We start from the raw sequence: 20,355 nt of genomic DNA on the forward strand, positions 1-20,355 counted from the left end.
TCGGCTTCGGGTGTGCACGCCCGCTCACCGCCCGGATTTGCCCGGCTCCCGCGGCGGATTCGGCGTATTCGCCTTCGCGCGCGTCGCACTGAACACGGCGTCGAAGATCGGCGTCGGCTCACCGTCGTCGCCCTTCGGCCGGTCTTCCCCCTGGTTGCGCTTTTCCTCTCCCACGCGCCCAGTTTCTGCGACGGCGGCCGATTTCGCTGGGGCGAGCACCGAAGATCGCCCGGCCGGGGGATCACGTTTTCGCGCTTTCCCGGCACCGAAAAACAAACACAGCGGCGCGAAGCACCTCCATTGAGGGCGGCGGCGGGGGCATGGATGGAGATTTCCCGTCGCCCATTTCCACCGGCCGCGGGAATATCCCCGCCGGTCCGCGGATTGCACCGGGCATGAAGGCAGTCGTCTACCGCCGGCACGGCGGACCCGAGGTGCTGGAGCTGTCGGAGCGGGCCGTCGCGGACCCGGGACCGGGTGAGGTGCGCGTCCGGATCGTCGTCTCCGCGGTCAACCCCACGGACTGGAAGGCCCGCAGCGGCCTGCGCGCCGAGCCCGGCACCGAAATCCCGGAAACGGTCCCCAACCAGGACGGCGCGGGCGTGGTCGACGCGGTCGGCCCGGACGTCACCGGCTTCGCACCCGGCGACCGCGTGTGGCTGATCATCGCGGGCGCGTACGGGCCCGCGTCCGGCACGGCGCAGGAGTACACGGTGCTGCCGGCGTCGAAGCTGGTCCGCCTGCCCGACGGCGCCGGCTTCGACGAGGGCGCGGGGCTGGGCATCCCGGCCCTGACCGCGCACCGGGCGCTCACCGTCGCCGAGGACGGCCCGGCCCGCCTCTCCCCTGGAGCACTGGCGGGCCGCACGGTGCTGGTCAGCGGCGGCGCGGGCGCCGTGGGCAACGCGGCGATCCAGCTGGCCCGCTGGGCCGGCGCGACGGTGATCGCCACGGTCAGCAGCGCGGAGAAGGAGGCACTGGCCCGGGCGGCGGGCGCCCAGCACGTGCTGCGCTACCCCGACCCATCGCTGGGCACGAACATCCGCGAGATCGCGCCGGACGGCGTGGACCTGGTGGTCGAGGTGGCGATGGGGGCCAACGCAAAGCTGCACACGGAGGTCCTGCGCCCCCGCGGAACGGTCGCGACGTACGGCGACGACCGGGGCACCGGGACGGTGACCCTGGACTTCGGGACGAACCTGTGGCTGAACGCCCGGTACCAGTTCCTGGTGCTGTACACGGTGGGCGAGGACAAGCTGCGCGCGGGCGCCGAGGACATCACGGCGGCTCTGGCGGACGGCGCACTGGGAGTCGGCGAGCAGCGTGGGGTGCCGTTGCACCGGTTCGAGCTGGCGGAGACGGCGAAGGCGCACGCGGCATCGGAGGACGGGGTGACCGGCAAGGTGCTGATCGACGTCGGTCCGGCGGACTGACAGCACGTCATGAACGACTCTTTCATGACATCGGATGTCATGAAAGAGTCGTTCATGACAGCGCGGCCGCGGTGAGGCCCATTTCGGCGAACAGGGCCCGCCCCTCCCGCAGGTGGCACTCCGCGTCCCGCCCCAGCGCCGCCTCGGCGACGCCCAGCCCCAGGAGCGCCCGTGCCTCCTGGGCGCGGTACCCGATGCGGCGCGCGGTCGTGAGCGCCAGGCGGTAGGCGGCGGCCGCCGCGGCTGGGTCGCCCATCGCCTGGGCTGTCGCTGCGCTGCTGTTGGCCGCCATTGTCAGCAGCAGCGGGTGGTGGAGCCGGCCGAGGATGGCGCACGCCCGCTCGGCCTCGGCGCGCGCCTGGCGGGCGCACCCGTCCGCCAGGAGGACCTCCGCGAGGTCGATCCGGCTCCACGCCTCCCCGAACGCGTAGTCCGCCTCGACCGCCGCGCCCACCGCCGTCGAGACCGTCGACCGGGCCTCCGGCAGGCGGCCGAGGCGGGCCAGCACCAGGCCCAGCTGCGCACTCGCCAGGATCGCGCCCCGCGCGTCGCCGATCTCCTCGCGGATCGCGCGGGCGTGGGCCGCCGACGTCAGCGCCTCCTCGTACCGGCCGAGCATCTCCTGGGCGTTGCTGAGGTTGCCCCAAGCCAGGCATGCGACCTCGTGGCTGCCCGTCTCCGCGGCCAGCACCAGGGCCTGCCGGTAGCGCCGGACCGCGTCGGCGTACCGGCCGAGCATGCCGTGCACCGCGCCGAGCCGGGCGAGGGCCGCCGCTTCCGCCGCGCGGTCGCCCGACTCGCGGACCAGCCGCAGCCGCGCTGTCGACGTCTCGACGGCTTCGGCCAGCCGTCCGGTCTCCCAGTGCGCCGTCGTGAGGTTCGCCAGGCCGAGCTGGCGGGCGTGCGGGTCGCCGAGCCGGTCCGCGGCCCGGGCACCCGCGCGGGCCAGCGCCGTCAGCTCGTCGCGGTGCCCCTGCTCCCGCAGCGCGGCCACCGCGCGGTCGGCGATCCGCCACGCGTGCTCGTCGTGGCCGTTTAGCGCGGTGACGGCGACCAGGTTGGCGCGTTCGGCGACAAAGGAGAACTCGCCGTCGCGGTAGTGGTCCAGGAGCCGGCCCAGCGCCGTCGCGGCCTCGCCGGCGTCCGCCTCCGCCCGCGCGTGCTCGGCGATCAGGTCGTGGAAGCCGTAGCGGTGCGGCGCGGGCTGCCGCAGCAGGTGCGCGTCGAGCAGGTCCTCCAGGAGCCGCTCCGCCTCGGTGACATCCGTGCCGTACAGGGCGGCCGCCGCGGCGGCCGCGAAGTCGCCGCCCGGGTGGCACCCCAGCACGCGGAACATCCGCCGCTGCGGCGGGGTGAGATCGCGGTAGGACAGCGCGAACGCCGCCGCGACGTCCCGGTCGCCCGCGCGCAGCTCCCCCAGCCGTCGCCGTTCGGAGCCCAGCCGCGCCACCAGGTCGTCCACCGTCCACAGTGGACGTGCCTGCAGCCGGGCGGCGGCGATCCGCAGCGCCAGCGGCAGGAAGCCGCACAGCCGCGCGACCCCGGCGCCGGCCCGTCCCCCGGCCGCGGCCGCGAACAGGGCCTCGGCTTCCGGCGGCGGCAGGACGTCCAGGCAGAGCCCGAGCGCGCCGTCCACCGCGGCGAGCCGGCGCCGTCCGGTCACCAGCACCGCCACGCCCGTGCCCCCGGGCAGCAGCGGCACCACCTGGCTCGCCGAGCGGGCGTTGTCCAGCACGACGAGCAGGCGGCGCCCGGCCACGCGCGAACGCCACAGCGCGGCCCGTTCGTCGAGGCCGTCCGGCTGGCGGCTCGCCGGCACGCCGGTCTGCATCAGCAACGCCGAGAGCGCGGCTTCCGGCGGCAGCGGGTCGCGGCCCGGCGTGTGGCCGTGCAGATCGACGAACAGCTGCCCGTCCGGGAAGTCGGCGGCGGCCCGGTGCGCGACGCGGACCGCGAACGCGGTCTTCCCGACCCCGGCCATCCCGTCGACGACCACCGGCCGCCCGGCGCGCAGCGCGTCGAGCGCGACGGCGACGTCGGCCGCGCGACCGGTGAAGTCCGGGACGTCGTAGGGCAGGAAGCAGCGGCCGGGCGCGGGCTCCTCGTGCAGCAGCTGTGCGTACGACGCACGCAGCGGCGCGCCCGGCGTGATCCCGAGCTCGTCGGCCAGCCGCCGCTTGGCGCGCTGGTAGGCGTCGATCGCGTCGGCCTGCCGCCCGGCCCGGTGCAGCGCCCGCATGAGCAGCCCGACCAGGCCTTCGCGCAACGGGTGCGCGGCGACCAGCGCGGTCAGCTCGGCGACGGTGCCGTCGTCGCCGGCGTCGACCTCGGCGGCCAGGCACTGTTCGAGCACGGCCAGCCGGCGTTCCGCCAGCCGTTCGGCATCCGGGCGCAGGGCCGCGCTGTCGACGCCGGCGAGCGCGGGGCCGCGCCAGCAGGCCAGTGCCGCCCGGTACTCGCCGCGGGCCGCGAGGTCCTCGAACGCGTGGAGGTCGAACCCGGCCGGCCGCAGCACGAAGCCGGGTCCTTCGGCGGTGAGGACGTCTTCGCCGGCCCCGGCCGCGACGAGCGTGCGCCGCAGCGCCGTGGTGAGGTTGCGGACCTGGCGCACCGCGGTGGCCGGGGGTTCGCCGTCCCAGACGACCTCGACCAGCCGCGACACCGGCACGACCCGGCCGGCGTCGAGCAGCAGCGCCGCCAGGATGCGTTCCTGCCGCGGCCCGGACGGCCCGATCGGCCGTCCGCCGCCGAGCACTTGCACCGGACCCAGGACGCGGAACTCCATCACTCACCCCGCGGGCGAGGTTAGCCACCCGCGCGGCGGCGCCGGTGCGGAAGTGATGCAGCTGTGATGCGCCGTCCCGGCAGCGTCGGTCACCGGAACACGAGTTCGCTTGAGGCGGAGGGAACGCAGATGCGCAGATGGGGTTACGCGGCGTTGGGCACGGCGCTGGTGGCGGCGGTGCTCGGCACGCCCGCCGCGGCGGCGACCGACGCGGCCGGTGACGGGCAGCGGCAGTGCCGTCAGGCGTTCGACCACGCCGTGTGGGAGGACATGGACAGCTACAACAAGCGCGACGCCGCCCGGTACCGCGCGATCATCCACCGGGACATGGTCACCGTGGGCCGCCGGGGCCAGGTCATCATCGGCTACGACGCGAACGTGGACCCGGTGCTGGAGCAGTTCAAGGTGCCCTACGAGTTCTCGATGCCGTGGACGGTGACGCACACCGTCGTCGAGGACTGCAAGATGGGGTACGCGATCCTGGACGCGCACTACCTCGAGCCGTCGCACGGCATCGACCGCCACTTCACGATCAGCCTGACGCTGGTGCGCGAGCACGGCCGGTGGCAGGTCGTCAAGGACACGGTCACCGACGTCGTGTCGTGAGCGGGTGCGGCCCGGTGGCCTGGGGGCACCGGGCCGCCCGCCCGTCAGCCGGCCGTGCCGCTGAGGCCGCGCCGCAGAGCGTCCAGCTCGTCGGCGACCATGCGGCGGGAGACCGCCGCCGTCTCGACCAGGCTCGAGCCGTGGAAGGTGCCCGCGTAGTGGCGCAGGTCGACCGGCACGCCCGCGTGCGCGAGCCGCTGCGCGTAGGCGATTCCCTCGTCGCGCAGGGGGTCGAACTGGCAGGTGGTGACGAACGCCGGCGGCAGCCCGGCGAGGTCGGTGGCGCGAGCCGGCGCGGCGTACGGCGAAACGTCGGCGCCGCCCGGTTCCGTGCCGAGGTAGGACGTCCAGCTGTACACGGCGTTGGGGCGGTTCCAGATCGGCGTGTCGGTGTAGGCGCGCATCGACGGGGTGTCGAGCCGGTCGTCGAGCTCCGGGATGCCGAGGTACTGGAAGCAGAGCCGGGGACCACCGCGGTCGCGGGCCAGCAGGGCCACGGCGGCGGCGAGGCCGCCCCCGGCGCTCTCGCCGGCCACGCCGAGGCGGGCGGGGTCGATGCCGAGTTCGCCGGCCTTGGCGGCAGCCCAGGCCAGGGCGGCGTAGCAGTCCTCGACCGGGGCCGGGAACGGGTGTTCGGGGGCGAGCCGGTAGCCGACCGACACGATCACGATCCCCAGTTCGTCGACCAGGCGCAGCAGGTGCGCGTCGAAGGTGTCGAGATCGCCCATGACGAACCCGCCGCCGTGAATGTAGAGCAGGCCGGGTCCGGCGTCGGTGCGGTTCGCCGGCGAGTAGACGCGCACGGGGACGTCGGGGGCGTCGGAGGGTCCGGGCACGGCGGTGTCCCGGACGTCGACGGGGTGCACCGGCTCGTAGGCGGGCAGGACTTCGCTGAGCTGCGCCATCGAGGAGCGCGCGGCCAGCAGGGACTCGTGGTCGGTGAGGGTCACGGCGGGGAGCATGTCCAGCCAGGGCAGCAGCTCGGGATCGATCGCGTAGGTCATGCCCCGATCATCGGCCGCGGCCGGTGACGGCGGCCACCGCCACGCGGCGGGCGTTGCGGGCCGCACGCTCGCCAACCGGCGGCGGGCGCGCCTATCGTGACGGCATGAAAGGCCTGCTGCTGAGGCTGTCCGGGCTCGACGCCGATGCCGAGAACGCCGTGCGGGTGATCGGGTTCTTCGACCGCCTGATCACCGGCCGCGCCGGCCTGGACGCCTTGGTGCGCAGCACGGCGGAACTCGCCGGCTGCCCGGTCGGCGTGCACGCGCCCGGGCAGGGCCTGTCACTGCGGGCCGCGCCGGGCGAGGACGTCGTCACCCCGGGTCCGGCGCCCTCCGGAGCGGCCACCCGGGCCTTGGAGGGCGGGGTGGTCGTGTGGGTGGCGCGGACGGGCGCGCCGGTCCCGCTCGACGACATGCTGCTCGAGCGGTTCGCGATCGCCGCCGCGATCCTGCTGGAACACTCCGGCGTCCCGCGGCCCGAGCTCGGGGACCCGGCACTGGTCGAGCTGGTGCTGTCCGAGGACGTCGGCACGGCCGAACGGTCACGGGCCCTGCACCTGCTCGGTTTCGGCCCGGCGACGCGACTGCGGGTGCTCGCGGGCACCGGCGTCGACGCCCTCGCCGGCCGCTCGGCGCGGTTGGGCGGGGTGCGCGCGGTGCTGCTGCCGGGCGAGGTGGCGTCCCTGCCGGACGGCGCCCGCGCGGGCATCGGCCCGGACGGCCCCGCCCTCGACGTGGCCCGGTCGTGGGCCGCGGCCCGGACGGCCCTGCGGTTCACGTCGGCGGCCGAGCCGGTGGTGTGGTGGGAGCGGCTGGGCGGGCTCGCCGCCCTCGCCGGCAAGCTCGGCCCGGCGGAACTGGCCGAGCTGCCCGACGTCCAGGCGCTCGACCGCCTGGCGGCCGAGCCCCACGGAAGGGACACGCTGGCGGCGTTGGACGCGTTGTGCGCCACGGGCTCGGCCCGCAAGGCGGCCGCGGCCCTGCACCGCCACCACAGCACGATGCCGGCCCGCTTGGCGCGGGCCGAGGCGGTGCTGGGGTTCGAGGTGGACTCGCCGGCCGGCCGGTTCCGGCTGCACCTGGCCCTGGTGTTGCGCCGGCTGCGGGACAACGCCGACCTGGGCTGACGGGGCTCTGCTGGCTGCCTCCGTGGACCCTACGCTTAAGTGCCACATTCTTGTGGCGTCTGGGCTTAGGGTGGCGAGGAGGCTTGCTGCCGGCCGGGGCGTGCGCCGTGGGGAGGGCGGTCGGCCGGCATGCCCGAGGCGGTCGGCTGGCGTGCCCGAGGCGGTCGGCCGGCCTGCCCAGGCGGTCGGCCGGCGTGTCCGGACGGACGACACGCGTGCCTGGACGGACGACACGCGTGCTTGGAGGGACGACACGCGTGATCAGGCGGACGACACGGGGCGGCTCAGGGCGTGTTCAGGGGCCGGCGTGATCTGCGGACCAGGTCCTCGGCCGCCGCAGGCCACTCGGGGTACGTGAACTCGAAGCCGGCCTCGCGCAACCTTCCCGGCACCACGCGGCGGCTCTTCAGCAGCAGTTCCGTGTCGCTGCGGAGGACGAACGCGCCGAGCTCCGCCATCCACCTCGTCGCCGGCAGGCCGACCGGGATCCCGGCCGCCGCGCGGAGGGTGCGCAGGAACGAGGCGTACGGCAACGGTTCCGGGGCCGCCAGGTTGACCGGGCCGCTCAGTTCGTCGTGGGCGATGAGGAACGTGATCGCGCGGACCAGGTCGTCCTCGTGGATCCACGACATGTACTGGCCGCCGCCCGCGACCGGGCCGCCCAGGCCGAGGCGGGTCAGGCGCAGGAGCATGGCCAACGCGCCGCCCGGTTCCGGGCTCATCACCATTGCCGTGCGGAGCGCCACCTTGCGCGTGTCCGGCGTCGCCGCCTCGCGCTGCTCGCGCTCCCACGCCTTGGCGATGCCGACGCTGTAGGCCCAGTAAGCCGGCACCTCGCGCTCGTCGCCCCCGAGGACTCCGGTGGTTTCGTCGTGCGGCGCGGCGAACGTGTGCGCGTAGATCGTCGCCGTGCTCATCTGCAGCCACACCCGCGGCGGGCGGGCCGCCCGGGCGATCGCGCCGCCGACCACGCGGGCCGAGTCGACGCGCGAGTTCAGCATCTCCCGCAGGTTCGCCCGGGTGTACCGGCAGTTCACCGACCGGCCGGCCAGGTTGAGCACGACGTCGCTGCCGTCGACCTCCGCCGTCCACGCGCCCGGGCCGCGGCCGTCCCAATGGACGTGCCGCACTCCCGGCTCCGGGCGCGCCTCCCGCCGCGTCAGGACGACGACCTCGTGCCCCTGCCCGGCCAGCGCGCGGCTCAGCACCCGACCCAGATGCCCGGTGCCGCCCGGGACCACAACCTTCATGACGCCGACGCTACCCGAAAAGTTGAACACGTTCAATTATTACGAACCGTTACCACGGGCCAGAGCGCGACCTGACCCGGCACGGATGGCCGTTGGCGATCACCAAAGAGCCGCGAAAAGATCACGGGACGGTCTCCGCCATTCGGCCGAACGGGTCAGAAAAAGCGCAGGTCACGGTCACGCATCGGAACTTTTTTCCGGTGAAACGACCGGCCCCCGGCCCGGATCCCGCGCGCGTAACACGCCGGGCCGCCCGTGACAAGGGACCTCGGACCTTCGCAGTCAGGCCGGTCGCCTGGGGAGAAGATCGCCGCGGAATTCGCACACTCTTCGTGACGGTCCACACGGACCAGCCGGATCGCGACCGAGTCCCGGCTTCCCCGATGAAACAGCTTCCAGGAGAACTCCATGCGCAAGATCAGCAAGCGGTCCGCGGTCGTCCTCGGTGCCGCCGGAGTGGTGGTCGTCGCCGGTGTCGCCTACGCGGCCTGGACGAGCACCGGCGCCGGCACCGGCTCGGTCACCTCGACCACGTCGGCCAACTCGTCGATCGCGCCCGTCGGCACCGGCACCCCGCTCTACCCGGGCGGCGGCACCGACTTCACCGTCACGATCAACAACCCGAACGACTACCCCGTCGTGGTCACCGGGATCAGCGCCGGCTCCTCGGACGAGGTCGGGGGCTGCGCCGCCGGCACCGTCACCAGCGCGGTCCCCGAGACCACGCCCGGCACCATCGCCGCCAAGGGCTCTCGCACCTACACCCTGCACGCGACGATGAGCGGCAGCGCCACCGACGCCTGCAAGAGCCAGACCTTCACCTTGCCGCTCACCGCCACCCTCGCCTCGAACGCCTCCTGATCCGACGGAAGGACCCCGATGTCCAGGTGGCGGAGCGGTGTTCCGGCCGGAGCGCTCGCGGCCGTCGTGGTCACGTGGTTCGCGATCGGCCCCGCGCCGGTCGCGAACACCGCGAACGGCAACGGCATCAAGCAGTTCGGCATCGCCGACGTGCCCGGCCGGGCCACCGCGCTGTTCCCCGGTTCGACCGGGGCCCGGTGGATCCGGCTGGCCAACGCCGAAAACTTCCCCATCCTCGTCCGGACCGTGACGGCCGCCGTCGGCAAGCCCGTCGACAGCCGCGGGCGACCGGTGCCGGCCTGCCCGGCGACCTCGGTGCGGCTCGACGCGCTCGCCGCGCCGGTCACCGTGCCCGGCAACGGGACCGCCGACGTCGCCCTCACCAGCCACATGCTGCCCGGCGCGCCCGATGCGTGCCGCGCGGTCACCTTTCCCCTGACCTACACAGGAACGGCGGTCAAGCTATGAAGAACCCGACCCTGCGCCGCGTGCTCGTGGTCACCACGGTGGTCGGCGCGACGCTGGGCGGCGGGATCGCCGTCGCGGCGTGGACCAGCTCCGGTTCGGGCGCCGCGAACGCGAAGGCGGGCACCGCCTCCGCCCCGACGACCGGGACCGTGGCCGCTTCGGCGTTCAGCAACGGCCTGCTCTTCCCCGGCGGGCCGGCCGGGGAAGCCAAGATCCTGGTGCAGAACCCCAATCCCTATCCGGTCAAGGTCAGCACGATCGTGGCCAACGGGACGCCGACCGCGTCCGGCGGCACCGGCACCTGCACGACGACGGGCGTGACCTGGACCGCGCAGTCGCCGAACGCGCCGGTGCCCGCGGGCGGGAGCGCGACCCTCACCCTGTCGGGCGCGGTCTCGATGAGCACCGCCGCCGAAGACGGCTGCCAGGGCGCGCTGTTCGCGATCCCGGTGACGGTCACGGTGGTGAGCGGATGAGCACACCCCGGGTGGTCTTCGCGGCCGCGATGGTGGCGGCGGCGTGGACCACGGTGATCACCGGCCTGGTCGCAGTGGGTGCGGCGAGGGCCGAGGCGGCCTGGCTGAAGACCGGCCCCGGCACCGGCTACGCGGCGGCCCTGCCGCTGCGGGCGCCGAGCACCCCGACCATCTCCAACCTGAAGTGCAACAACGGCGGCGGGACCGAGCCCACGGTGACGGTCAGCTGGACCTACCCGAACGCGCCCCTGCCGCCCCGTTTCGAGGTGCTCTCCTCGCCCACCGCGAACAACGCGAACCCGACCGTGGTCGCGACCACCACCACCGCGATGTCGGCCACCTTCGGCCTGTCCGGCAACAACAAGACCGCCTACCTGAGTGTGCGATCGGTCGCCGGGACCTGGCGGCTCCGCTCCGGGGAGGTGCCGATCTGCAACTGAACCCGGAACACCCCTGAAAGCCCTGCAAACCAAAGGAAAGAACCATGCTGGAGAAACTGCGTGCCGCCCGCGCCAACGAGGACGGCTTCACCCTCATCGAACTGCTGATCGTCGTCGTCATCCTGGGCGTGCTCGCCGGGGTCGTCGTCTTCGCCGTGTCCAACTTCAACAACGAAGGCAAGACCGCCGCGTGCAAGACGGACCTGAAGACCGTCCAGACGGCCGTCGAGGCCTACTACGCCCAGCACGCCGGCTCCTACCCGGCCTCGCTGGATGCCCTCAAGACCGGCAAGTACATCAAGGACGTGCCGGACGGCTCCGGCGGCTACACGATCGCCTACGACAGCGCGACCGGCAACGTCACCGCCGCCTGCTGACCCCAGCTCCGCGGGGCGGGCCTCACTCCCGCCCCGCGGTCACCATCCACTCAGGACAGACACCTCGCCCCGGAGGGAACCCATGCCCACCCAGATCGGCAGCCGCGTCGACGGCCTGCTCGAGGCGCTGTGGCAGGCGCGTGGCACCGACCTGCTGCTCACCGCCGGCCTGCCGCCCCAGCTGCGCGTGCACGGCGACCTCTCCGCGGTCCCCGGCCACCCCGTCCTCACCGGTGAGGACACCCGCGCCCTGCTCACCGAGCTCCTCACCGACGACCAGGCCGCCGCCTGGCGCGCCGCCCACGAATTCGACTTCTCCTTCGGCTGGCGCGACGAAGCCCGCGTCCGCGGGAACGCCTTCACCCAGCGCGGCGAGACCGTCGTCGCGCTGCGGATGATCCCGCGGCGGATCCCCGGCATGGCCGACCTCGGCCTGCCGCCCGTGCTGACCGACTTCGCCCGCCGCCACCAGGGGCTCGTGCTCGTCACCGGGCCGACCGGCTCCGGGAAGTCGACGACGCTCGCCGCCGTCATCGACCGGATCAACACCGAACGCGCCTGCCACATCCTCACCGTCGAAGACCCGATCGAGTACGTGCACGAACACCGCCGCTCGGCGGTCAACCAGCGCGAGGTCGGCACCGACACCGAATCCTTCCCCGCAGCCCTGCGCAGTGCCCTCCGCGAAGACCCCGACGTCCTGCTGGTCGGCGAGATGCGCGACCTCGAGTCGATCCGCTTCGCCCTCACCATCGCCGAGACCGGGCACCTCGTCTTCGCCACCCTGCACACCAACGACACCGCGCAGTCCCTCGCGCGGATGATCGACGTCTTCCCGGCCGGGCAGCAGGAGCAGGTGCGGGTGCAGCTCGCCGCCGCCCTCACCGGGATCGTCTACCAGCGGCTGCTCCCCCGCGTCGGCGGCGGGATGGTCGCCGCGTTCGAGGTCCTCGTCGCCACCACCGCCGTCCGGAACCTCATCAAGGAGGGCAAGCCGCACCAGCTGCGCAACGCGCTGGTGACCGGGCGCCGCGAGGGCATGGTGACCCTCGAGCAGTCGCTGTCGCAGCTCGTCGCCGCCGGGCTCGTCACCCACGCCGACGCCGCCGCCCGCAGCCTCCACCCGCAGGACATCGACCCGCGGCCGCTGCCCCGGAGCGTGCCGGCATGAGGCTCCGCACCCAGCCCCGCACCGTCGACCTCCGCACGGTGACCCCGGACCGCGCCGCCGCCGACCTGCTCGGCGAGGCGAAGGCCCGCGAACTCTGCGCGATCCCGCTGACCGTCCGCGAGGACACCGTGCTGGTCGCGGTGGCCGACGCCGCCGCCGCGCCCGCGCTGCAGCAGGCGCTCGGCCGCCCGGTCACCGTCGCCGTCGCCGAACGCGCCGACATCCTCGCCACCATCGGCCGCACCTACCGCGCGCTCACCGGCGTCGACCAGCAGGTCAAGGCGTTCGAAGCCCGGGACGCCGTCCGCCGTGACGCGGCCCGTGCCGAAGCGCCGCCCGCGGCGAACGACGACGCGCCGGTCGTGCACGTCGTGTCCCTGATGATCAAGCAGGCGCTGCGCGACCGGGCGTCCGACATCCACGTCGAGCCGCAGGCCGACCGGATCCGCGTCCGCTACCGCATCGACGGCGTGCTCCATGACGTCCTCGACCTGCCGGGCTCGATGGGCCCGGCGGTCACCAGCCGGATCAAGATCCTCGCCGGGATGAACATCGTCGAGCGCCGCCGCCCGCAGGACGGCCAGATCAGCATGGACGTCGAGGACCGGCCGGTGGACATCCGGGTGGCGAGCACACCGGTCGTCGGCGGTGAGAAGGTCGTGCTGCGGCTGCTGGACAAGAGCCGGCCGCTGTTCCACCTGCGCCAGCTCGGCATGCCGGCGGAGATGGCCGCGCGCTACACCGGCGTGCTGCAGTCGCCCTACGGCATGGTGATCTGCGCCGGGCCGACCGGCAGCGGCAAGACCACCACGCTCTACGGCTCGCTGGGCGAGCTCGACAGCAGCGAGCGCAACATCATGACCATCGAGGACCCGGTCGAGTACACCATGTCCTCGATCAACCAGATCCAGATCAACGAGCAGGCCGGCGTCACCTTCGCCGACGGCCTGAAGTCGATCCTTCGCCAGGACCCGGACGTCATCCTCGTCGGCGAGGTCCGCGACGTCGACACCGCGCGGATCGCCGTGCAGTCCGCGCTCACCGGGCACTTCGTGCTCTCGTCGCTGCACGCCACCGACGCCGCGTCGGCGCTGCACCGGCTGCTCGACATGGGGATCGAGAACTTCCTCGTGGCGTCGTCGGTCACCGCGGTGCTCGCCCAGCGGCTGGTCCGGCGGATCTGCCTGCGCTGCCGCGAGTACTACGCGCCGTCGGCCGAGGAACTGTCCTTCATGGACTCACTCGGCGCGGACGAGCCGGCGGGCGGGTTCGTCCGCGGCGCGGGCTGCAACTTCTGCGCGCAGACCGGGTTCCTGGACCGCACCGGCGTCTACGAGCTGATGCCGGTCAGCGAAGGGATCCGCACGCTGGTGCTGGAGAGCGCGCCGCACCGCGAGGTGCACGAACTGGCCCGCAAGGAAGGCATGCGGACGCTGCAGGACGAGGCCCTGCGGCTGGTCGCCGAGGGTGTCACCACCCCGGCCGAAGTGCTGCGGTCGATCTACCTCACCGGAGGGGCCCGATGAACCGGTACGCCTACGTCGCCACCGGCCCGGACGGGCAGCGCACCCGCGGGGTGCAGAAGGCCGCCGACGCCGATTCCGCCGTCCTCGCGCTGTACGAACGCGAACTGCGGGACATCGAGGTCACCGAAAAGAAGAGCGTGCTGAGCCTGGAGCTGACCGCGCCGCGGGTCAAGCGCGAGGTCGTCATGCACCTCTCGCGCCAGCTCGGCGCGTTCGTCCGGGCCGGGTTGCCGCTGATCGACGCCGTCCGGATCCTCGGCGCCGAGGCCGCGAACTCGTCGGTCGCGCGGATGCTGCGCGACGTCGAGGCTGGCCTGCGCGGCGGCGACCGGCTCTCGGACTGCATCGACCGGCACCCGAAGATCTTCCCCGAGTTCTACCGCGAGATCCTGCGCTCGGCGGAGCTCACCGGCCAGCTCGACGTCGTCCTCGACCGGCTGGCCGACTACCTCGAACGCGACCTGGAAGCCCGGCGCAAGATCAAGGCCGCGCTGATCTACCCGGCGATGATCGCGCTGATGGCGGTCGTCACCGTCGTCGTGCTCGCCACGTTCGTGCTGCCACGGTTCAAGGCGTTCTTCGCCAGCCTGGACGCCGAGCTGCCACTGCCGACGCGGCTGCTGCTGGCCGTCACCGACTTCCTGGGCCAGTGGTGGTGGGCGCTGCTGGCCGGGCTGCTCGCCGTGGTCGCGCTGTACGCCCTCGGCGTGCGCACACCCCGCGGCCGGTACGCCCGCGACCGCGCGGTGCTCGCCGTCCCGGCGATCGGCCCGACCGTGCGGCACGCGCTGGTCGAGCGGTTCTGCCGGATCCTCTCCTCGATGGTGAGCGCCGGGGTCCCGCTGCCGGAGGCCCTGCGGGTCGCGACGGACTCGCTGCGCAACCGCGTGTTCATGCGCGCGCTCGGCCGCGTCGGCCAGTCGGTGCTCAACGGCGAAGGCCTTTCGCGCCCGCTCACCGGCTCCGGGCTGTTCCCGGTGACCGCCGCGCAGATGATCCGCGTCGGCGAGGACACCGGCACCCTCGACACCCAGCTCGAGGTCACCGCCCAGTACTACGAAGGCGAACTGGACTACCGGCTGAAGAAGCTCACCGCGCTGTTCGAGCCGGCCGTCATCGTCGTGATGGGCCTGGTCGTCGGGTTCGTCGCGGTCGCGCTCGTCTCGGCGATGTACGGGATCTTCGACCAGGTGCACGTCTGATGAACACGGGTTTGACGGACACCGACGATCGAGGCGAAAGCCTCCTCGAGCTGCTGATCGCGGTGGCGATCCTGGGCGTCGCGGTGGTCGCGATCGTCGGCGGGATCGGCGTGAGCGTGTTCATGTCCGACGTCCACCGCAAGCAGGCCACGGCCGGCGCCGGGGTGCGCGACTTCGGCGAGGCCGTCATGGCGGGCGGCTACTTCGCGTGCGCCGCGCCGGCGAAGTACGCCGCGCCGGCCGGGTTCACCGTGCCGTCCGGGTTCACCAGCTCGGTGACGTCGGTGAAGTACTGGACCGGCTCGGCGTGGTCGGCGACCTGCGGCACCGACACCGGGCTGCAGCAGGTGACCCTGCAGGTCGCCAGCGGCGACGGGCGGGCGAGCGAACGCCTGGAGGTCGTGGTTCGCAAGCGGTGCGGGCTCGGGGAGCCGCTGTGCTGAGCCGCCGGTCCGACGCCGGGTTCACGCTGGTGGAGCTGCTGATCGTGGTCGTCATCCTCGGGGTGGTCGCCGCCCCGATCGCGAACGCGGTGATCGTGTCGATCCAGAACACCGACGCGACGGCCGCCCGGCTGGCCGTCTCCCACGATGCCCAGCAGAGCGCGGCGTTCTTCGCCCAGGACGTCGCCGCGGTCGGCCTGCGGGACTACTCGGGCGCGGTGGCGAACGGGAAGGTCCCGTACTCGCCGTCGATCCAGCTCGGCGCGACCTACGACAGCGGTGCCCAGGTGTGCGGCACGGCGGCGACACCGGTTTCGGTCGTCCGGCTGCTGTCCGACGACTGGGACACCGGCACGCCGGTCGCGACCCGGCGCACCGCGGTCGTCGCCTACTACCTGGCCGGGACCGAGCTGCACCGGTTGCGCTGCCTGGATTCCGCGACGGTGTCGGACGCGGTCGTCGCCCACCACGTCGACCCCGCCACGCCCGCGGTGACGTGCTCCAGCGCGTGTGCCGACGCGGCCGTGCCGTTGTGGGTGAAGTTCACCTTCACCGCCGTGGCGGAGCACGCCGACCCCTACCCCATCACCCTGTTCGGGCAACGGAGGCAGACATGAAGCGCCGGTGGAAGGGCGACGACTCGGGAGCCGCGCTGCCCCTGGTGCTCGTGCTGGTCACGGTGGTCGCGGTGGTGCTCGGCGCGCTGCTGTCGTTCGCCGACACCAGCGTCCGCACCACGGTCGCCCTCCGCGACCAGGCCGCGTCCGCCTACACGGCCGACGGCGCGCTGCAGGCGGGGATCAACGCGATCCGCAACGGCACGTTCACCGGCGCGGCAGGCGAGCACTGCTTCGGCGGGTCCGACACGCTGACACTGCCGAACTTCGGCGGCGCCGGTTCGGCCGCCGTGTCGTGCACCGCCGATCCGGCGAAGGTGCTGATCCAGTGCCCGTCCCTGAGCGTGTGCAACCGGCCGGGCAACGCGATCCTCACCCTCGGCACCGGCGGCGAGGACGGGCTCAACATCCAGCAGCCGACCGGTTCGGCGTTCCGCGTCCACGGCGTCGTGTACTCGAACTCGAACATCCGCGTGGTCAACGGCTCGCTCGACACGAACACCGCGGTGTACGCGCGCGGTGCCTGCGCGGGCACGATCCGGAGCACGCCCGCGCCGTCGTGCGGCTACGGCGGGTCGGCGATCGGCGCCGACCCGGGCTACGCGCCGGCGTTGACGTCCGTGCCGCCGCGGCAGCCGCTGCCGCCGTGCACCAAGGCCGGTTCGCTGGTCACCTTCCAGCCCGGGTACTACGACGACGCGGCCGGGCTGTCGGCGATGATGTCGAGCAGCAGCAAGTGCAAGGACAGCACGTGGTGGTTCACGCCCGGCACGTACTACTTCGACTTCCACAACAGCGCCCCGGTCCGGCCGCCGTCCCTGCCCGGCGGCACCGACGAGTGGACGATCGACAACGGCTACCTGGTCGCGGGCACGCCGGTGGACGAGAGCGGGCGGATCATCGCCAAGCCGCCGGTCCCGGCGAAGATCCCCGGCGCCTGCGACAACCCGATCGAGGACGCGAAGGCGGTCGGCGTCCAGTTCGTGTTCGGCGGCGACAGCCGGCTGGCGGTGAAGGCCGGGCAGGCGGAGATCTGCGGCACGTACCGCGCGGACCGGCCACCGGTCGCGCTCTACGGGCTCACCTCCGGTGCGGAGTCGCCGGTGACGGCGGCGCTCGGCCCCGGTTCCGTGACCGGCGGCTTCACCGGCGGAACCACCGCTTCGCTGTCCAAAGTGGATGGTGCAGGGGCGACCTGGGTGGCCCCCGGCAAGAGCGGCGGCACCGCCACCCTGACCGCCACCGGCTTCTCCCCCGCCACGGCACCGCCCGCCGGGACGATCCTGACGTCGGCGAAGGTGCGGGTGGTCCACAGCAACGACAACGGCGCGAGCAAGGATGCGCGCACGGCCCAGTTCACCCCGGCGGGGGGCTCGCCGATCCCGCTGACCCTGTCCACGCCCAACGACGGCTCGACGGCCACCGACGTCACCGACGTGACGAGTCAGCTGGCCCAGGCGGTGTACGACGGCACCTTCACCGGCGGCCAGCTGGGCTACAGCGTGAACGTCAAGCACGAGGGCACCGAACTGGTGGATGCGCTGCAGCTGGAGCTCAGCTACACGCCGCCCGCGCTGCGGGCCGAGAGCGGGTGCACCCAGCTGCTCTACACCAGTCCTTCCGCGTGCGCGCTGGTCACCGCCGTGAACAACTCCGGCAACCGGTTCTACGTGCAGGGGACGACGTACGCGCCGAAGGCCGTCCTCGACGTCACGCTGAACAACGCGACCGAGCCGATCTTCCGCTTCGGCGTCATCGCGCGGTCGTTGTGGGTGAAGGAAACCGGGAGCGTGACGTTCACCGGGGCGGTCATCGAGGTGCCGGACGACTCGCCCGGGTTCGTCTTCGGCGTCTACCTGTCGGCGTACGTGTGTCCGGGTGCGGGGACGTGCGCGCCTTCGGGGACGCCGTCGGCGCGGGCGCGCGTGGCCTATGTGGACGGTGATCCGACGAACCCGGTGCCGGGGGCGCGTCAGGTGTCGGTGCTGAGCTGGTCGGGCAACCGCTGACGGCTCAGGCCAGACCGGTCAGCCGCAGGTAGGCGGCACCGAGCGGACCGGCCGCGAAGATCGCCAGCAGGGCCGCGGCGATCATGAACGGGCCGAACGGCAGGGCCGTCTTGCGGCCGCCCTTGCGGGTCGCCAGCACGACGACGCCGGCGAGCGCGCCGAGCAGGAACCCGCCGAACGCCCCGACCAGCAGAGCCGGCCAAGAGAGATAGGCGAGGATCCCGCCGAGGATGCCCGCGAGCTTGACGTCGCCGAAGCCCATGCCGGCCGGGTAGGCCAGCGCGAGGAGGAGGTAGAAGGCGAACAGCGCGGCGCCGCCGATCCCGGCGCGGGCCAGTGACCACCAGTCGTCGCGCCACCAGGCCGACGCCGCCAGCAGGACCAGCAGGACGGGGTAGGACGGCAGCACGATCGCGTCCGGCAGGCGGCGGACGTCGAGGTCGATCAGGGCCAGCGCGATCCCGATCGCGCCGAAGTACAGGAAGGCGGGCAGGGCCGGCGGGTCGAGGCGCAGGGCCAGCAGGGCGAACAGGACGGCGGTGCCGAGCTCGACGAGCGGGTACCGGACGCTGATCCGGGTCCCGCAGCCCGCGCACCGGCCGCGCAGGACGAGCCAGCCGACGACGGGGACGTTGTGCCGGGCCTTGATGGCCTGCCCGCAGCCGGGACAGTGCGACGGCGGCCGCACGACCGACTCCCCGCGCGGCACCCGGTGGATGACGACGTTGAGGAACGACCCGACGAGCAGGCCGAGCACCCCGGCCGCCACGACCAGCACCGCCATCGGGCTCCTTAGGACTCGGGGTCGGCCACCCGCAGATCTTGCCGGACCCGGCTCCCGCCCGCGACCGGACCACACGCGCACCCAGGCGGACGACACGCGTACCTGGACGGACGACACGGCGGCGGGCGGGGCGGCCGGCGTGTCGTCCGTGGGGGTACGCGTGTCGTCCGTGGGGTCCCCGCCCTGCTCGCCGGCGGGGTGGTTCCGCCGCCCGAGGAGATGGTCGAGGCGCTGCGGGCGCGGGCGCTGCGGACCGCCCAGGAGCTCGCCGCCGCCCAGGGCATGGCCGGCGCGGCCACCCGGCTCGACCCCGACCGGGCCGCCCAGGCACTGATCGAGGCGTCGCGGTCGGCCGGGCTGCTCGTCGTCGGGTCGGCCGGGCACGGCAGGCTCACCAGCCTGCTCGCCGGGTCGGTCGCCGCCGCAGTCGGGACGCACGCCCGGTGCGACACCGTCGTCGTCCGCGGGGACAGCTGGGACGAACCGGTGCGGCCGCGCGGCCCGTCGTCACCGGCGTCGACGGCAGCGAGGCCGGGGCGCGGGTCCTGGAGACCGCGCTCGCCGAGGCGCGCCTCCGCCGCGCGCTGCTGGTCGTGCTGCACGCGTGGGCGGACAGCCCGCCGCCGCACCGGGACCCGCGGTGCGTCACCGAGGCCGGCCGGCGGCTGCTCGGCGAGCGGGTGCTGGCCCACGACACCGGGGACGTCGATGTCGAGCAGGTGGTCGTGCACGCCCACCCGCGGAAGGAGCTCGTCGACCGCAGCGGCGGCGCCCAGCTGGTCGTCCTCGGCGACCGCGGCCGCGGCGGGTTCCCCGGCCTGCTGCTCGGCTCCACCGGCCAGGCCCTCCTGCACCACGCCGCCTGTCCCGTCCACCTCGTCCGCACCACCGTGTAAAGGGGAAGCGGAACGGAAGCCGCACCGGGCAGGATGGCGGCGAAGCGAGTGGGAGGAACAACCATGAAGACTGCGGTACAGGCCGGCCTGCTGGCGATCCTGGCGGGCGCCACGGTGCTGGCGGCCCCGGCGCAGGCGGCCACGATCGTCCGGCGCACGGCCACCTGCCAGGCCACCGGCTACAGCGGCACGTTCACCCTCCAGTACGACTCCGTCAGCGGCTACCACCGCATCATCGGCGGGTACACCTCGTCGGGGCCCTACATCGGCGACGCCGTGGGCACGGTGACCCTGCGGATCTCGTACCGGGCCGGCTCGACGACGCACACGGTGTACTCCCAGTCCTCGGCGACGACCGGGAGCACCACGTTCACGACGCCGTCGACCACCACCGTGCCGACGATCTACACGGGCACGGCGTCGGCGAAGTTCGACAACGGCACGGTGTCCTGCACCGCGACGGTGCCGATCAGCTAGCTAGCCGCGGCCGGGGTGGTCGTCACTGGGCGACGAGCCGCTGTTCCCGAAGGCCGTCCAGCCGGAACAGCGGCGCGACCGCGGCGAGGTCCAGTGCGCGCCGCACGACCTTCGACGGTTTCAGCACCAGGTCGATCCCGGCGTCGGCGCAGCGTGCCCGCAGCCGGCCCAGTGACGCCACGCCCGTCACGCCGCAGAACCCGACGCCGAGCAGGTCGACCACCAGGTGCCCGGGTGCCGCCGCGACCGCGCGGTCGAGTTCGTCGTCGAGCCGCGGGCGCGTCGCCATGTCGATTTCGCCCGCCACCGTGACCCGCAACGTCCCTGGCCGGGGCTCCGCGGTGGTCGCGGTCAGCAGCATCGCGGACAGGTCGAGGGCGCTCATCGAAGTGCTCCTTCCACA

At 73.5% G+C, this 20,355-nt stretch carries 22 protein-coding genes and 1 pseudogene; 17 read left to right on the plus strand and 6 right to left on the minus strand.

Annotated features, from left to right (window positions below; all coding sequences use genetic code 11):
* Positions 1–24 precede the first annotated feature (24 nt).
* Positions 25–174, minus strand: a complete 150-nt coding sequence (locus tag BLW76_RS48760) for a hypothetical protein (protein ID WP_167384748.1) — start codon at positions 172–174, stop codon at positions 25–27.
* Between the two features lie 221 nt (positions 175–395).
* On the opposite strand from BLW76_RS48760, the gene BLW76_RS27220 reads away from it, so the two are divergent.
* Positions 396–1,433, plus strand: coding sequence for an NADPH:quinone reductase (locus BLW76_RS27220; RefSeq protein ID WP_091312385.1), 1,038 nt, complete (start codon positions 396–398; stop codon positions 1,431–1,433).
* 52 nt (positions 1,434–1,485) lie between these two features.
* Here BLW76_RS27220 and BLW76_RS27225 read toward each other — a convergent pair whose 3' ends face one another.
* Positions 1,486–4,218: an AfsR/SARP family transcriptional regulator gene (locus tag BLW76_RS27225; RefSeq protein ID WP_091312387.1), complete on the minus strand. Its 2,733-nt coding sequence runs from the start codon at positions 4,216–4,218 to the stop codon at positions 1,486–1,488.
* A gap of 129 nt (positions 4,219–4,347) precedes the next feature.
* On the opposite strand from BLW76_RS27225, the gene BLW76_RS27230 reads away from it, so the two are divergent.
* Positions 4,348–4,824, plus strand: coding sequence for a nuclear transport factor 2 family protein (locus tag BLW76_RS27230; protein ID WP_091312390.1), 477 nt, complete (start codon positions 4,348–4,350; stop codon positions 4,822–4,824).
* A 44-nt stretch (positions 4,825–4,868) separates the two neighbouring features.
* On the opposite strand, the gene BLW76_RS27235 is transcribed toward BLW76_RS27230, so the two are convergent.
* The gene (locus tag BLW76_RS27235) at positions 4,869–5,828 is read right to left on the minus strand and encodes an alpha/beta hydrolase (RefSeq protein ID WP_091312393.1); all 960 of its coding nucleotides are present in this window, start codon (positions 5,826–5,828) and stop codon (positions 4,869–4,871) included.
* 104 nt (positions 5,829–5,932) lie between these two features.
* Here BLW76_RS27235 and BLW76_RS27240 point away from each other — a divergent pair, with 104 nt between their 5' ends.
* The gene (locus BLW76_RS27240) at positions 5,933–6,955 is read left to right on the plus strand and encodes a helix-turn-helix domain-containing protein (protein ID WP_091312394.1); all 1,023 of its coding nucleotides are present in this window, start codon (positions 5,933–5,935) and stop codon (positions 6,953–6,955) included.
* Between the two features lie 284 nt (positions 6,956–7,239).
* On the opposite strand, the gene BLW76_RS27245 is transcribed toward BLW76_RS27240, so the two are convergent.
* Positions 7,240–8,205, minus strand: a complete 966-nt coding sequence (locus tag BLW76_RS27245; RefSeq protein ID WP_091319948.1) for a TIGR01777 family oxidoreductase — start codon at positions 8,203–8,205, stop codon at positions 7,240–7,242.
* 408 nt (positions 8,206–8,613) lie between these two features.
* Between BLW76_RS27245 and BLW76_RS27250 the strand changes: the two genes are divergently transcribed.
* From BLW76_RS27250 to BLW76_RS27300, 11 genes are all read left to right on the plus strand, one after another.
* Positions 8,614–9,066: a hypothetical protein gene (locus BLW76_RS27250; RefSeq protein WP_091312397.1), complete on the plus strand. Its 453-nt coding sequence runs from the start codon at positions 8,614–8,616 to the stop codon at positions 9,064–9,066.
* 18 nt (positions 9,067–9,084) lie between these two features.
* The gene (locus BLW76_RS27255; RefSeq protein ID WP_091312398.1) at positions 9,085–9,534 is read left to right on the plus strand and encodes a hypothetical protein; all 450 of its coding nucleotides are present in this window, start codon (positions 9,085–9,087) and stop codon (positions 9,532–9,534) included.
* A complete protein-coding gene (locus tag BLW76_RS27260) occupies positions 9,531–10,010 on the plus strand; it encodes a hypothetical protein (RefSeq protein WP_091312400.1) in 480 nt (159 codons plus the stop codon). Before BLW76_RS27255 ends, BLW76_RS27260 begins: the two co-directional genes overlap by 4 nt.
* Positions 10,007–10,450 (plus strand): hypothetical protein, encoded by a 444-nt coding sequence (locus BLW76_RS27265; protein WP_167384749.1) that lies wholly within the window; start codon positions 10,007–10,009, stop codon positions 10,448–10,450. The genes BLW76_RS27260 and BLW76_RS27265 overlap by 4 nt, the downstream gene beginning before the upstream one ends.
* A 44-nt stretch (positions 10,451–10,494) precedes the next feature.
* Positions 10,495–10,827 (plus strand): competence type IV pilus major pilin ComGC, encoded by a 333-nt coding sequence (locus BLW76_RS27270; RefSeq protein ID WP_091312404.1) that lies wholly within the window; start codon positions 10,495–10,497, stop codon positions 10,825–10,827.
* Positions 10,828–10,909: 82 nt separating this feature from the next.
* The gene (locus tag BLW76_RS27275) at positions 10,910–11,998 is read left to right on the plus strand and encodes a type IV pilus twitching motility protein PilT (RefSeq protein WP_091312406.1); all 1,089 of its coding nucleotides are present in this window, start codon (positions 10,910–10,912) and stop codon (positions 11,996–11,998) included.
* Positions 11,995–13,524, plus strand: coding sequence for a GspE/PulE family protein (locus BLW76_RS27280; RefSeq protein ID WP_091312407.1), 1,530 nt, complete (start codon positions 11,995–11,997; stop codon positions 13,522–13,524). The genes BLW76_RS27275 and BLW76_RS27280 overlap by 4 nt, the downstream gene beginning before the upstream one ends.
* Positions 13,521–14,726 (plus strand): type II secretion system F family protein, encoded by a 1,206-nt coding sequence (locus BLW76_RS27285; RefSeq protein ID WP_091312410.1) that lies wholly within the window; start codon positions 13,521–13,523, stop codon positions 14,724–14,726. Before BLW76_RS27280 ends, BLW76_RS27285 begins: the two co-directional genes overlap by 4 nt.
* On the plus strand, positions 14,726–15,169 hold the full coding sequence (locus BLW76_RS27290) for a type IV pilus modification PilV family protein (protein ID WP_091312412.1): 444 nt from the start codon (positions 14,726–14,728) through the stop codon (positions 15,167–15,169). Before BLW76_RS27285 ends, BLW76_RS27290 begins: the two co-directional genes overlap by 1 nt.
* On the plus strand, positions 15,163–15,786 hold the full coding sequence (locus BLW76_RS27295) for a prepilin-type N-terminal cleavage/methylation domain-containing protein (RefSeq protein WP_091312413.1): 624 nt from the start codon (positions 15,163–15,165) through the stop codon (positions 15,784–15,786). The genes BLW76_RS27290 and BLW76_RS27295 overlap by 7 nt, the downstream gene beginning before the upstream one ends.
* Positions 15,783–17,795, plus strand: a complete 2,013-nt coding sequence (locus BLW76_RS27300) for a hypothetical protein (protein WP_091312416.1) — start codon at positions 15,783–15,785, stop codon at positions 17,793–17,795. The genes BLW76_RS27295 and BLW76_RS27300 overlap by 4 nt, the downstream gene beginning before the upstream one ends.
* 4 nt (positions 17,796–17,799) lie before the next feature.
* On the opposite strand, the gene BLW76_RS27305 is transcribed toward BLW76_RS27300, so the two are convergent.
* Positions 17,800–18,579: a prepilin peptidase gene (locus tag BLW76_RS27305; RefSeq protein ID WP_091312417.1), complete on the minus strand. Its 780-nt coding sequence runs from the start codon at positions 18,577–18,579 to the stop codon at positions 17,800–17,802.
* A 219-nt stretch (positions 18,580–18,798) separates the two neighbouring features.
* On the opposite strand from BLW76_RS27305, the pseudogene BLW76_RS49870 reads away from it, so the two are divergent.
* From BLW76_RS49870 to BLW76_RS27315, 3 genes and pseudogenes are all read left to right on the plus strand, one after another.
* A pseudogene (locus BLW76_RS49870) lies at positions 18,799–18,984 on the plus strand (universal stress protein); the annotation flags it as partial.
* Between the two features lie 38 nt (positions 18,985–19,022).
* Positions 19,023–19,475 carry a universal stress protein gene (locus BLW76_RS49875; protein ID WP_244170330.1) on the plus strand — a complete coding sequence of 151 codons (453 nt, stop codon included), beginning with the start codon at positions 19,023–19,025 and terminating at the stop codon, positions 19,473–19,475.
* Positions 19,476–19,538: 63 nt separating this feature from the next.
* Positions 19,539–19,952 (plus strand): hypothetical protein, encoded by a 414-nt coding sequence (locus BLW76_RS27315; RefSeq protein ID WP_091312438.1) that lies wholly within the window; start codon positions 19,539–19,541, stop codon positions 19,950–19,952.
* Positions 19,953–19,974: 22 nt separating this feature from the next.
* Here BLW76_RS27315 and BLW76_RS27320 read toward each other — a convergent pair whose 3' ends face one another.
* On the minus strand, positions 19,975–20,337 hold the full coding sequence (locus BLW76_RS27320) for an STAS domain-containing protein (protein WP_091312440.1): 363 nt from the start codon (positions 20,335–20,337) through the stop codon (positions 19,975–19,977).
* Positions 20,338–20,355 lie beyond the last annotated feature (18 nt).

The organism is Amycolatopsis tolypomycina (assembly GCF_900105945.1).
Classification (GTDB): Bacteria; Actinomycetota; Actinomycetes; order Mycobacteriales; family Pseudonocardiaceae; genus Amycolatopsis; species Amycolatopsis tolypomycina.

Excerpts from the sequence above, each read along its gene's own strand:
- BLW76_RS27220 (WP_091312385.1), top strand. The coding sequence starts at position 396 with ATGAAGGCAGTCGTCTACCGCCGGCACGGCGGACCCGAGGTGCTGGAG.
- BLW76_RS27225 (WP_091312387.1), bottom strand. The coding sequence starts at position 4,218 with ATGGAGTTCCGCGTCCTGGGTCCGGTGCAAGTGCTCGGCGGCGGACGG.
- BLW76_RS27230 (WP_091312390.1), top strand. The coding sequence starts at position 4,348 with ATGCGCAGATGGGGTTACGCGGCGTTGGGCACGGCGCTGGTGGCGGCG.
- BLW76_RS27235 (WP_091312393.1), bottom strand. The coding sequence starts at position 5,828 with ATGACCTACGCGATCGATCCCGAGCTGCTGCCCTGGCTGGACATGCTC.
- BLW76_RS27240 (WP_091312394.1), top strand. The coding sequence starts at position 5,933 with ATGAAAGGCCTGCTGCTGAGGCTGTCCGGGCTCGACGCCGATGCCGAG.
- BLW76_RS27245 (WP_091319948.1), bottom strand. The coding sequence starts at position 8,205 with ATGAAGGTTGTGGTCCCGGGCGGCACCGGGCATCTGGGTCGGGTGCTG.
- BLW76_RS27250 (WP_091312397.1), top strand. The coding sequence starts at position 8,614 with ATGCGCAAGATCAGCAAGCGGTCCGCGGTCGTCCTCGGTGCCGCCGGA.
- BLW76_RS27255 (WP_091312398.1), top strand. The coding sequence starts at position 9,085 with ATGTCCAGGTGGCGGAGCGGTGTTCCGGCCGGAGCGCTCGCGGCCGTC.
- BLW76_RS27260 (WP_091312400.1), top strand. The coding sequence starts at position 9,531 with ATGAAGAACCCGACCCTGCGCCGCGTGCTCGTGGTCACCACGGTGGTC.
- BLW76_RS27265 (WP_167384749.1), top strand. The coding sequence starts at position 10,007 with ATGAGCACACCCCGGGTGGTCTTCGCGGCCGCGATGGTGGCGGCGGCG.
- BLW76_RS27270 (WP_091312404.1), top strand. The coding sequence starts at position 10,495 with ATGCTGGAGAAACTGCGTGCCGCCCGCGCCAACGAGGACGGCTTCACC.
- BLW76_RS27275 (WP_091312406.1), top strand. The coding sequence starts at position 10,910 with ATGCCCACCCAGATCGGCAGCCGCGTCGACGGCCTGCTCGAGGCGCTG.
- BLW76_RS27280 (WP_091312407.1), top strand. The coding sequence starts at position 11,995 with ATGAGGCTCCGCACCCAGCCCCGCACCGTCGACCTCCGCACGGTGACC.
- BLW76_RS27285 (WP_091312410.1), top strand. The coding sequence starts at position 13,521 with ATGAACCGGTACGCCTACGTCGCCACCGGCCCGGACGGGCAGCGCACC.
- BLW76_RS27290 (WP_091312412.1), top strand. The coding sequence starts at position 14,726 with ATGAACACGGGTTTGACGGACACCGACGATCGAGGCGAAAGCCTCCTC.
- BLW76_RS27300 (WP_091312416.1), top strand. The coding sequence starts at position 15,783 with ATGAAGCGCCGGTGGAAGGGCGACGACTCGGGAGCCGCGCTGCCCCTG.
- BLW76_RS27305 (WP_091312417.1), bottom strand. The coding sequence starts at position 18,579 with ATGGCGGTGCTGGTCGTGGCGGCCGGGGTGCTCGGCCTGCTCGTCGGG.
- BLW76_RS27315 (WP_091312438.1), top strand. The coding sequence starts at position 19,539 with ATGAAGACTGCGGTACAGGCCGGCCTGCTGGCGATCCTGGCGGGCGCC.
- BLW76_RS27320 (WP_091312440.1), bottom strand. The coding sequence starts at position 20,337 with ATGAGCGCCCTCGACCTGTCCGCGATGCTGCTGACCGCGACCACCGCG.